9 protein-coding genes are annotated in these 12709 nt (G+C 42.4%); 2 read left to right on the plus strand and 7 right to left on the minus strand.

Going from position 1 to position 12709, the window contains the following annotated elements:
• Positions 1-267 precede the first annotated feature (267 nt).
• A complete protein-coding gene (locus tag DI53_RS18825; RefSeq protein ID WP_037503674.1) occupies positions 268-1320 on the plus strand; it encodes a sugar phosphate isomerase/epimerase family protein in 1053 nt (350 codons plus the stop codon).
• Positions 1321-1445: 125 nt separating this feature from the next.
• On the opposite strand, the gene DI53_RS18830 is transcribed toward DI53_RS18825, so the two are convergent.
• The 5 genes from DI53_RS18830 to rocD form a co-directional block, all read right to left on the minus strand.
• A complete protein-coding gene (locus DI53_RS18830) occupies positions 1446-4385 on the minus strand; it encodes a M16 family metallopeptidase (RefSeq protein ID WP_052072578.1) in 2940 nt (979 codons plus the stop codon).
• A gap of 241 nt (positions 4386-4626) precedes the next feature.
• Positions 4627-5742 carry an AI-2E family transporter gene (locus DI53_RS18835; RefSeq protein ID WP_037503556.1) on the minus strand — a complete coding sequence of 372 codons (1116 nt, stop codon included), beginning with the start codon at positions 5740-5742 and terminating at the stop codon, positions 4627-4629.
• Positions 5743-5889: 147 nt separating this feature from the next.
• The gene (dctA, locus tag DI53_RS18840; RefSeq protein ID WP_037503559.1) at positions 5890-7143 is read right to left on the minus strand and encodes a C4-dicarboxylate transporter DctA; all 1254 of its coding nucleotides are present in this window, start codon (positions 7141-7143) and stop codon (positions 5890-5892) included.
• Positions 7144-7282: 139 nt separating this feature from the next.
• Entirely contained in the window at positions 7283-7960 is a 678-nt protein-coding gene (locus DI53_RS18845) for a YceI family protein (RefSeq protein ID WP_037503562.1), read from the minus strand.
• Between the two features lie 79 nt (positions 7961-8039).
• Positions 8040-9329 carry an ornithine--oxo-acid transaminase gene (gene rocD, locus DI53_RS18850; protein ID WP_071790531.1) on the minus strand — a complete coding sequence of 430 codons (1290 nt, stop codon included), beginning with the start codon at positions 9327-9329 and terminating at the stop codon, positions 8040-8042.
• 169 nt (positions 9330-9498) lie between these two features.
• On the opposite strand from rocD, the gene DI53_RS18855 reads away from it, so the two are divergent.
• Positions 9499-11364 carry a mechanosensitive ion channel family protein gene (locus DI53_RS18855; RefSeq protein WP_037503565.1) on the plus strand — a complete coding sequence of 622 codons (1866 nt, stop codon included), beginning with the start codon at positions 9499-9501 and terminating at the stop codon, positions 11362-11364.
• Between the two features lie 18 nt (positions 11365-11382).
• Here the strand turns inward: DI53_RS18855 and DI53_RS18860 are convergent, their stop codons facing one another.
• A complete protein-coding gene (locus DI53_RS18860) occupies positions 11383-12162 on the minus strand; it encodes an SDR family NAD(P)-dependent oxidoreductase (protein ID WP_037503568.1) in 780 nt (259 codons plus the stop codon).
• Positions 12163-12323: 161 nt separating this feature from the next.
• Positions 12324-12701, minus strand: a complete 378-nt coding sequence (locus DI53_RS18865) for a response regulator (protein WP_037503683.1) — start codon at positions 12699-12701, stop codon at positions 12324-12326.
• Between the last annotated feature and the right edge of the window lie 8 nt (positions 12702-12709).

The following is a 12709-nucleotide window of genomic DNA, read 5'->3' on the forward strand; positions in this document are numbered from 1 at the left end:
TAATTTAGGTTTATAATTGGTTAATTAAGGCTTTCACTCTCCTCGTTTGAAAGCCTTTTTTATTCATAAAAAATTTCCTAATATTTACCAACTACTAGATTCGTATTCTTTCAAATTTTTCTTTTCGTTTCGTTTTAAGATTCGTAGTGTCGGTTGTGTCCTAATTTTAAAAATGCTATTTTTAAAATCAGCTGCCGTTATCAACGGCATCCTATAACACCGAATGTCGAATATTTATTATATCGTAAAATAAAGCGTATTATGCAAATGAAAACAATTAAAGGACCTGCAATATTCCTTGCGCAATTTATGGATGACAAAGCGCCGTTCAATAATCTGCAAGCTATCGGTGCCTGGCTCGCTGGTTTAGGCTACAGAGGCGTGCAAATCCCTACTTGGGATAAACGTTGTATAGACATGGAGCAGGCCGCAACTAGCAAAACATATGCGGATGACCTCAAGGGTGTTTTAACAGAACTTGGTTTGGAAATAACAGAACTTTCTGTGCACCTGCAAAGCCAGTTGGTTGCCACACACCCAGCCTATGACACGATGTTTGACGGATTTGCACCCGCTCAGTATCATGGAAATGTGAAGGACAGAACGGCGTGGGCAACAAAGCAGGTCGAACTTGCAGCACAAGCTTCTGAAAATCTTGGATTAAAAACTATTGCAGCTTTCTCTGGCTCTTTACTATGGCATACGGTGTATCCCTGGCCGCAACGTCCCGCAGGACTTGTTGAGGCAGGCTTCAAAGAGCTTGCCTCACGATGGAAGCCGTTGCTAGATACTTGCGATCGTCATGGTGTGGATGTTGCATTTGAGCTTCATCCTGGTGAAGATTTACATGATGGGGTAACTTTCGAACGTTTTTTAGAAGCCGTGAACGGGCATACCCGCGCAAATATTCTATATGATCCCAGCCACTTCGTGCTGCAACAGTTGGACTACTTACAATTCATAGACTTCTATCACGATCGAATTAAGGCTTTCCATGTCAAAGATGCGGAGTTTTTGTACAACGGGAAATCCGGCATCTACGGTGGCTACCAAGATTGGATTGATCGCCCTGGTCGCTTTCGCTCGCTCGGCGATGGACAGGTGGATTTCAAAGGAATTTTCACCAAACTTTCCCGCTACGGCTTTGATGGATGGGCAGTCATTGAGTGGGAATGCTGTATTAAAGATCCAGTACAAGGGGCGGAAGAAGGCGTCGCCTTCGTAAAGGATCATATTATCCAAGTTACCTCAAAGACCTTCGATGATTTTGCCAGCGCAGGCGCGGATGAAAATCTGAATAGACAGATATTGGGACTGTAAAAAAAGAGCGCTGTATCCTTTCAAATACAGCGCTCTTCATTTTACAGCAACAGGCCACCCGGCTTAGCTCTTAAAGCATTGTTTTATGCCAGACCCGATGGGTCATGAATGTTTTACTGCGAAGACTAATAACCAAAGATCTCTTTCAATGATGGTTTCTTCAATTTACCGATCTTTTCCAATTCCTGATCTGGTAAACTTTCTTTGTCTCCAACAATGCAATACACATACGGTTTATTACTGAATTCGCGCTGGTGAAATGCTTCCAGATCAGCATACTGTAACTTTGGGGCTTCCTCATAAACAGCCTTTCGGATATCGCTCGTATTCCCCAGGCGTTTAGATGCAAGATAGCTGTTTAAGATACCTGCATTGGTAATACGCTCGCTTGCCAACGATTTTAAAAGACTCACTTTGGCCGTTTCCAATGCCAACGGAGATTCCGGAAGAACATTTAGCAGTTCATTCATACCATCAATAGCCTCTTTAAATTTATCGCTCTGCGTTCCTATATAGGCACCGACCACGTAATGGTTCTCCTTCTTTTGGGGCTGACCGAAAAATGCATAGGTTGAATAAGCAAGAGCCTTCGATTCCCTAATAGTTTGAAAAACGATGCTTCCCATCCCCCCACCGAAGTAATTGTTGAACAAGGAAATAACGGGCGTATGGGCAGGATTGTATAACTCGGAATTGCGAGACCAAAATACCTCTGCTTGCTTCATGTCATAATGCGCAAACAGCACTTCGTTCTCGGTGGTAGACAATTCTTTAAAGCCAGGACCACGCTTTACCTCTACATACGGATTTTTATCGGCTTTAAGCGGAGGTAGTCCCGCCGTTAATTTTTTCATTTCTCGGGGTCCGTAATATAATATGTTATGCTTCGTGCGGGATAGATCGTGCAGAATGTTAACCAAGTCCGCAGCTTTCAGATTATGAAGTTCTTCGTCCGAAAAAGTATTATTAAATGGATTTTTTGGGCCATACTTCGCATAGGCTTTCAAGCCGTCCAGAATATTTTCTTTGTTCTCTTTCGCATTTGATCTCGCTTTTTTCAACCTCGAAAGATAAGCTTGAAACGCATCCTCATCCACCACACAGTTACGAAGCAGGTCTTGGATAAGAACAACTGTTTTCTCGAAGTTTTCATCAAGTCCGGAGATTGAAACACGCGTTTCCTCATTACCGGCAGAAACTGAAAATGTAGAAGCAAGCTGATAAAATTCTTTGCTAAAGGTTTCGCTGCTCTTATCCTTTGTTCCTAAAAATTCAAAATAAGCTACTGCCAATGGAAGAAGTTTATTATCCCATTTTCCCAGAGAATATTGATAGGATAGGCTAAATAACGCATTATCCTTATTTTGAACAGCGAGCACTTCCGTATCATGTAGTTTTCCTTTTGCAACGTCCTTCTCGAAATCAAGCCATACGGGGCTGATCTCGGTCTCCGGCAAAGCATTTACCGATTTCAAAAAATCGGACTGACTATCTCTATTTACCGTGACCGGTGTGATCGCCGGCTTTTCTACTTTTACAACATCGGAATCTACACCTTGCCTTTTGTAGACTACTACATAATTATTATCATTCAAGTACTTATTAGCAAAATCGACGACGTCCTTCTTCTTGATCGTTGTTAACCTATCAAGATAGCCAATCTCCCTAGCCCAGTCGACGTCTGAGGTGAAAGCAGACATCAGCTCTTCCGCTCTGCCCTGATAGCTTTCGTTAAGCGATATTTGGTCTTTTCGTTGGTTGTTAATTATTGCAGTAATAAGATCTTCCGAAAACTCCCCGCTCCTAAGTTTTTTTAATTGGCCTAGGAGAAGATCGCGCACCTGCTCCAAAGACTGGCCTTGGGAAGGGTTGCCTTGGAGAATTAACAGAGAATAATCTTTCAATACATAAGGAAATGCGGCTGCTCCTAAAAGTTTCTGTGACTTAACCAAATCCAGATCAATCAAACCAGCAGAGCCGTTTGTCAATATATTGGCCATTAATTTCAACATTTGCGCATCTTCGCTGCCCGCACCTGGAAACCGGAATCCCATAAAAAGGAATTCGGCAGTCGGTCCTTTTATCTCTCGGACGATAGGCTCATTAATCTCATTTTCCTTGTCGAAATCGTAGGCCGGAACAGCTTTCGGCTGCATATACGCAAAAGCTCTATCTATCTTTTTTATCATCTCGGCCGGATCAAAATCGCCAGACATGATAACCCCCATATTGTTTGGAACGTAATAGGTATCGTAATACGTTCTTATAGCTTGTAAGGACGGGTTTTTAAGGTGTTCCACCGTACCTATAACGGTTTGCTTACCATAGTTGTTATTTGGAAAGCTAGCTTCGAACATAGCTTCAACGGCTTTCCGACCGTCATTGTCCAACCCCATATTTTTCTCTTCGTATACGGCCTCTAACTCCGTGTGAAATAAACGTAGGACTGGAGCACGGAAGCGTTCCGCCTGTACAGCCAAATATTTATCGATCACATTATTGGGAATGTTCTCGATATAAACCGTCTGTTCGAACGATGTAAATGCATTGGTCCCTTCAGAGCCCATGTTGCTCATCAGCTTATCGTACTCATTCGGGATTGCATATTTTGCCGCTTCACCAGAAACGCTATCTATTTGTTTATAGATGTCCTTCCGTCTAGCTTCATCTGCCGTAGAATTGTACTGTTCATACAGTGCATCGATTTGGTCAAGCAGCGGCTTTTCCTTTGCCCAATCCAAAGAACCAAATTGATCCGTTCCCTTAAAAAGCATATGCTCTAGGTAATGCGCAAGGCCGGTATGATCCTTTGGATCCGTTTTGCTCCCCGCCTTAGTAGCGACATATGTCTGTATTCGTGGCTGCTTTTTACTCGGACTTAAAATCACGGTCAAGCCATTACGTAGTTTGTAAAACCGCGCCTGAGTCGGATCATTAGTTACATAGCGGTAGGTATAGCCATCATCCGAAGCTTCCTTCCATTCATATTTTTTTTCTTGGGCAAAAGATCCAACCCAAATGAAAAGCAACGAAGACAAGATCGTGGCTCGAAAAATTTTTCTCATACGCTTTTAGATTTTAGATAATAATTTCGTCAAGCTATTTTCTACACTCGAATTACAGACCCCTAAATGGGTAGTAACAATAGCTTTCAGGGTTAAAATTATAGAAAAAAGAGTGAATATTCAATCTTTTAATGAAACTTACATAAGTTACGTTACATATAACGTATACATAACGTGAAATATGGAATGCAAAAAATTGTAGAAAGCAGGAGACTGCCAGGCCTATAAACCTACGAATATTCTATTTTTCAGGCTTTTTAAAGATATTGAGTTCGCCCAATAGCCTATTGAAGTTTTCAGTCCCCTTTTCCTCCTCTCCTAACAAGAACCCCCATGCTTTAAGGTCTCGCACACGGTCAAACAAAATTTTGCATATAGCGAGGATAGGAATTGCCAGAAACATACCCGCAATACCCCAGATCATCTCGCCAACAATGATGGCCATCATGGCGAAAAGCGAATTTACTTTCACCTTTGAACCGACGATCTTCGGCACAACATAATTGCTATCCATGAGATGTACAACAACCAATGCGACGATAACTAACAAGACATGCGTAACCGATGATGTAGCAAACGTAATGATCGATATAATTAGCAAGGCTATAAAGATACCTATGTATGGTAACACATTGAGAAAACCCGTGATAAGCGCAAGCATAAGACTATATTTCACGCCGATAACACTTAATGCGATAAAAGTTAATGCAGCAACAATCAGCATTTGCAACACCAAGCCAATGAGATATTTTTTAACAACATATTGGATCTGCCGCACAATATCCATCACGATAACATGATGTTCCGTGCGATTTACAAGAAGTAGGAAGCGGACAATATGTGCACGATAGATGAGGATAAAGAATGTGTACAGGAATGTGAATACGAGCAAAATCAATAGCGATGACAACGATAGCAACGCAATCCCTACTATTGCCGTTCCCTGACTGATTGATTTCGACACGGTGCTAGTAAGATATTCCATTTGTTCGGCCTGTGCTACACCGAAAGTTTTGTGCACCCAAATCTGCGACATACTGAAACTTTGTGTAATTTGCTTTTCAAAAGCCGGCCAGTCGTCTTTTAACATGGATAACTGTGCGCCCAACATCGTGAAAAGTATAACTATCAAACCAAAGAAAAGCAGTAAGGACGTAATTGCGGCAAGCGTTCGGTGAAATTTCAGCTTGTTTTCCAATATATTGCATACGGGAACCAGCAACAAAGAAAATAAACTTCCTAAGATCAACGGCACAATGATAGTTTGACCTATGTGAGCGATATAACCAAGCGCAATGATCGAAATCAATGTGCAAGATAGCTTAATATAAAAGGGTAAACTTAGGAATCTGATCATTTTGATTATTAATTTGGACTAATATACAATTTTAGAGGATTGCGACGAATCGATACTGAAACTACATTGTGAAATACGGCAATTAAATTAAAAAGTAAACTGCAATTCGATATGGCGCAGATTATGACGAATTAAGGTCTAACCGAATTACCCCACATGCTCATCCAGCAATGTCCGGTCTAATCCTTTTTCAAATTTCGCGATAACGAAAGTCGCGGCCGTGTTTCCAATAATATTGGTGAGCGCCCGCGCTTCACTCATAAATCGATCGATCCCTAAAATAATGCCGACTGCCTCTACTGGAACATGCCCTACCACCGGCAAGGTAGCCGCTAACGTCACAAACCCGCTACCCGTAACACCGGCCGCACCTTTCGATGTTAATAGCAATACCAAAAGTAGCGAAATCTCCTGATGCAACGACAAATGCATATTAAGTGCCTGGGAAATAAAGACAGCAGCCATAGTAAGGTAGATACAAGTTCCATCAAGATTAAACGAATAACCTGTAGGAATAACAAGTCCAACAATGGGCTTCGCGCAGCCAGCTTGCTCCAGCTTTTGCATGATGCCCGGGAGTGCGGATTCAGAAGAAGATGTTCCCAATACAATCAGTAACTCCTCCTTAATATACCGAATGACCTTGAATATATTGATACCTACATAGAAGTATAAGACTGACCCTATAACCACGAAGATGAAGACAATACATGTGAGATAAAAGCTGAGCATCAGCAAACCTAACGACGATAATGCTTCAATGCCATACTTTCCTACCGTAAAACCTATCGCACCCATCGCCCCCAAAGGAGCGAGGTACATAATCATCTTTATAATCGCAAACAGTCCTTTAAGAAAAGAGTTTAAGACTGATAAGACAGGTGCCGCCTGAGCTTCGCCGATTTTTGTCAACGCTACACCAAACAAGACGGCAAAAACTAAAACCTGAAGCAGATTATCTGAGGCTACAGCGGCCACAACATTCTCGGGTATAATACTAAGCAACCAACTCACCATGTCCTTTTGCGTCTGGGCCTCTTTCACATAATGCGCAACGCTTGAACTATCCAGCGTTGCCGGATCGATATTCATGCCCGTGCCCGGCTGCATCCAGTTTACAAAAATTAGCCCAATGAGAAGCGCTACGGTCGTCATTACTTCAAAGTAAACCAATGCGGAAAAGCCTATCTTACCAACCTTCTTGACATCTTGCATACCAGCGATGCCGATAACAATCGAGCTAAAAATCAGCGGGGCAATCACCATCTTAATCAATTTTATAAAGCCATCCCCTAACGGCTTCAACTTGATAGAAAATTCTGGATAAAAAATGCCCAGCACGATACCTATGGTAATACCGAGGAGCACCTGCACATACAAACTCTTAAAAATTTTGGGCATACCCTAGTGTGATTTGAATATAATTGTTAGCGCAAAAATAGTAATTAATATTGAGGAAGAGGCGCATTACGAGCTGCGAAAAAAAAAGCTCCCTTAAAAATTAAGGGAGCCAGATCATACGTATGTTAATTGTCGTACGTTACTTCTTCGCAGCGTCAACGTGTATACCAATCTCAATGTCTTTACTGATCATCCATTCCGCAGGGTCGCCTTCTGACGTGCCGAATTTGATTCCCCAGTCTGCGCGGTTAACCGTAAATTTAGCATCTACCGATACTTTGTCACCTTCTACAGCAATTTTCGCAGGGAAAGAGATGTTTAATGTGCTGTCTAACAAAGTCAAGTTTCCACTTACAGTTTTGTTAGCCCCTTCAATTGCATCTTTCGCTGTTGTGGCGTCTAAATCAGACACCTTCGTAATCGTAAATGCAGCTGTGGCAAATTTCTCTACGTCGAAGAAATCAGGATTTTTCAAGTGGTTTTCTAGATCGGACGATTTTTTATCAGCTTCTGTTACTGACGCAGAATCTACTTTCAATGACTTCATATCAATAGTGAACTGACCTGCAGTCACGTTTGATCCGTCCACAGATAATTCTCCGGATGTTAACGACAGTGTACCCCAGCGTGGAGCAAATCCACCTTTGTGGAAAGCTTTCCAGTTGATTTTTGATGAATTCATGTCTACTGCATAGTTATCACCCTGCGCTTCAGCAACTGTTTGCTCGGCAGATGTAGACGTGTTTGAGTTGCTTCCACCGCATGAAGCAAAGATGATTGCTGTAGCAGCAACCAAAGATAAACCGACCTTTTTCATAAATTGTGTGTTTCGTTTTAAATTAATTTTTAAAATTATTTATCTTTTTTCATTTTGACAACTTTGCATATAATAAAAATCATAAAAAGACACCCACATTACGATTTTGTAAAAGTTTAAACAAGCAATGTTGATATGTAAGTATGTCTAGAGCGCTTTTTATGATAACGACCGCATCCTGCAATTGTGCTTTCGAAATTACCAGCGGTGGCGCAAAACGAATTTTATCTCCGTGCGTAGGCTTCGCTAACAGACCCCGGCGCATCATTTCTTCGCATAAGATGTATGCAGCCTGCGGATCGTCATGTCGAATCACAACAGCATTTAAAAGGCCCTTCCCACGTATTTCCATCATGCAAGGATGACCAATCTTCGCAAGTTCCGATCGGAAGAATGCGCCTAGCTCCTCAGCATTCTCGGCTAAATGCTCTTCCTTCAACACTTCCAGCGAAGCTATCGCAACAGCACAGGCCAGCGGGTTTCCGCCATAGGTGGAACCATGCTCGCCCGGCGAGATGCTTAACATCACTTCATCATCAGCTAACACCGCCGATACGGGGAGCATGCCGCCACTCAGCGCTTTCCCAAGCAATAACACATTGGGTCTTACTCCTTCGTGATCGCAAGCCAATAACCTCCCTGTTCGTGATAGGCCGGTTTGAATCTCGTCTGCAATGAAAAGCACGTTTTTAGCTTTGCACAATTCGAAAGCCTGCCGGAGGTAGCCATTATCCGGCACGACAACACCCGCTTCGCCTTGAATTGGCTCAACTAAAAATCCGACTACATTGCTATCTTCCAGCGCCACGCTCAATGCATTCAAATCGTTGTAAGGAATATTAATATAGCCTTCAACGAATGGACCAAAGCCTTGACGAGCAGACTCATCCGTGCTGAACGATATCACGTTTATCGTTCGGCCATGGAAATTACCTTCCAAAGTAATGATTTTTGCTGAGCCCTCTTGGACACCCTTCTTGCTATAGCCCCATTTACGGGCGAGTTTTACCGCTGTTTCAACCGCCTCCACACCGGTATTCATGGGCAAAACTTTATCATAACCAAAGTAGGAAGTAATGTACTTCGTATATTCTGCTAATTTTTCGCTATGAAATGCTCTGGAAGTCAACGTCAATTGTTGCGCTTGCTGCATAAGCGCATTCACAATTTTAGGATGGCAGTGGCCCTGATTAACGGCGGAGTAACCGGAAAGAAAATCAAAGTATCTTTTACCTTCGACATCCCATACAAAACAGCCCTCGCCCTTTTTTAAAACTACAGGCAGAGGGTGGTAATTATGAGCCCCGAACTCGTCTTCCATCGAAATTAAATTGGCTGTCCTACTCATTGTCGTAAGGTTGTTATTCATCGTGGTCAATTTTTACTGCACTATACCGTGGTAGACCCATCAGTAAAATTAAAAAATATATCGACTTTTTGGCACATCTAAAGTTAGCAACACACAGGTGGGGTAAAAGTTTGCGGTATTTAAATTATTTTGACATCTTAGCAGTATTCCAACGGACAAAACTTAGACTATGCTGCGTTTCATTTTTATTTTATTCAGTTTGATCTCCACCCTTACAGGGAGTGTACATGCCCAAAATGTACAGGATACGATACCAACCGCAGCATCCGAGCAAATTGACAAAAAACAGATTGAGTTGGAAGTGATGCGCAAACAGCAGCAGGAAGATTCCTTGCACAGACTTCGCTTGGAAGACCAGCTGTTGCGCGTCCAGCGAAACGACTTTGAGGAAAAGAAAAAGCTTGTTGAAGAAATCAATCTTTTAAAAAGTCGTGATTCGCTAATTGTCAACCGCAGGAAGCTAAAAGTAGATTCGCTCAGAAAGCTTAACAACGGCATTGGGGTCTCGCCTTTCGGAGATACCCTATTCAGGGTTTATAACGCTGTTGGCAGCTACACAGCAGCAGAACGAGCCGCTGCGATAACGCAAAGGATGAAAACGCTGGCAGCTAACATCAAGTTTGATACGGACTCATTGACCATACAAAAAAATGAGGAAAACTGGCTTTTACTTTGGCAAGATCAAATTATTTTAAGCATTAACCAGCAAGATGCGCTTTGGGCAAATATGGATGCAGAGACGCTGGTGCGCTCGCGAGAAAACAGTATAAAGACCGCCGTTGACCAATACCGTGAGGAAACCAGTGTAAAACGAATGCTTGAAGCAGTGGCGCTAGCCACCCTCATCTTGTTTATCCTCGTGCTGATTATCTATTCAATAGGAAAATTCACATTATATCTACGAAGAAAGACATTATTGGGGAAAGGGCGCCTATTTCATGGCATAAAAATTAGGGGCTATGTATTAGTAAGCGCTTCTAAACAAATAAAGTTTATTTGGACGCTGCTGGCCATTTTAAGGTGGATTTTAATTATCAGTGCTATCTACCTAGCTCTTCCGCTGTTGCTAAACTTATTTCCCCAGACAGAGGGCTATGCACCGGTGTTACTTGGGTATTTTCTCTCCCCCTTGCGCAATGTTGCCCTGGCGGTGTTTTCCTATCTACCTAACTTAATTACCATATTTGTTATCTGTTTTGTGTTCCATTATTTGCTTAAACTTTTGAAGTTTTTCGCCCAGGAATTGCAAAATGAAGCACTGACTATCCCCGGCTTCTATAAAGAGTGGGCGCTTCCTACTTATCACATTTTACGGGTACTCTTACTAGCCTTCCTGCTTGTCGTGATCTTCCCCTATTTGCCCGGATCTGAATCACCAATATTTAAAGGTATTTCCGTTTTCATAGGGGTCTTGTTTACTTTTAGCTCGGCCGGGGCGTTGGGAAATATCGTTGCGGGACTGTTACTGACCTACATGCGTTCATTTTCTCTAGGCGATCGCATTAGGATTGGTGATGTATCGGGCGATATTATTGAAAAGTCTCTACTGGTAACCAGAATCCGAACAATTAAAAACGAAGTGGTATCAATTCCCAATGCGCAGATTTTAAGTAATCATACCATCAATTACAGTGCTGATGCCCAAGAATTAGGGCTGATCGTTCATGTCGTAATCACCTTATCTTACGAGGTGCCTTGGCAGCAGGTGCACGAATTGGCTAAAAAGGCAGCAGCGAAAAATAGCCGTTTGGAAAAAACGCCGGAACCTTTCGTTTTGCAGACAGGTCTAGATGATTTTTATGTTTCATACCAGTTGAATGGCTATACCAAGCTACCTAATCAGCAAGCTCTCATCTATTCAGATCTTTATAAAGATATTTTAGACGTTTTTCACGAGGCGGGCATTGAGATACTGTCGCCACACTATCATGCCGTTCGTGATGGTAGTAGCCGTGACATGCCTCAGGAGTTCAAAAGCGAGCATCCCGTAACCGAGCCTATTCGGGTAAAGGTGCAGAAAGAGCAGGAACAATAATGGACAGAGATCGAAAGCCTAGGCGCCTTGACCCACATTTATTCGCAAGCCACCATCAATAAAGATGGTGGACCCAGTTACATAACTACTCTCTTGGCTTGCTAAAAACACTGCCGCAGCGTTTATATCGCCTACGTTCCCAGCCCTTCCTGCCGGAATATTCTTCTCTTGCTCCTTTCTCACTTCTTCATTGTTTACCGCATCTTTATTCATATCCGTAAGAATCATGCCGGGAGCAATATTGTTGACGGTGATCCCTATCGGTGCAAGCTCAAGTGCCAAGCTTCTACTAAAATTTTTTAGTCCACCTTTCGAGGCGTTGTAATCGGCGCTACCGGGCGATGCTACATCTTCATGGATAGAGGTGATATTAATAATTCGTCCATAATGCTGCGTATCTTTCCAAACGTTCAGGTATGCCCGCGAACAGAAAAAAGGTCCGTAGAGATTAGTCTTTAAACAGCGGTCAAAGGTCTCAGTTGCCATTTCCCGAACCGGACTATTGCTTCCGATCGTGCCCGCATTATTCACAAGAATATCAACTTTTCCAAATGTCTTGATTACGCTTCGAAAGAACAGCTTCACATCGTTTTCATCGCCTACATCTAGTTGGTAAACGCCATGCTTTAGGTTTTTCTCTGATAATTCCTTACTAAATGTATTTGCCTTTGCTTCATCCCTATGGTAAGTAATAATCACACTCGCGCCTTCGTTCGCAAATGCTTCAGCTATAGAACGTCCAATACCGGAATCTCCACCTGTTATTACAGCAACTTTATTTTCAAGCTTCTTTTCCAACCCCAATTCAATGTTAAATGTAAATACAATGATATGATAAGGTGCATGCCGCGCTAGGCTATACCCCGAAACAGCTATATATCCAAAAATTCCCCAGCAGCTCTTCCCCGTGGAAAACTAAAGGTTTTTACTCGAATTGAATCGAGTAGGCAAACCGTTAGTTATTTTGCATCAGCTTCATTTAGAACCCGCTCCACCGTGTTTTCAAGTTCTGTGATATCAAACGGTTTTGGTAAGTAAGCGTCTGCACCCGCCTTTTCCGCCAAGAGGTGTATATCATTATTTGCCGAAATGTATACCACCGGGATGTGCCTGTATTGCTCATTCTGTTTGAGCAGACGTGTGGCCTCGATGCCTCCTATTTCTGGTATCCAATTATCCATTAAGATAATATCCGGCTGTATCTCGGTCACCTTTTCAATAATATCATGAGACGTTTCAGAAATTTTCACGGTGTAGCCCGCATCAACAAGGATGATGGTGCAAACTTCCAGGATGTTTACATCATCGTCAAAGATTAATATTGTTTTGTTTTTCATAGTTTGTT

It is taken from the genome of Sphingobacterium deserti (genome assembly GCF_000757725.1).
In the GTDB taxonomy this organism is placed as follows: Bacteria; Bacteroidota; Bacteroidia; order Sphingobacteriales; family Sphingobacteriaceae; genus Sphingobacterium; species Sphingobacterium deserti.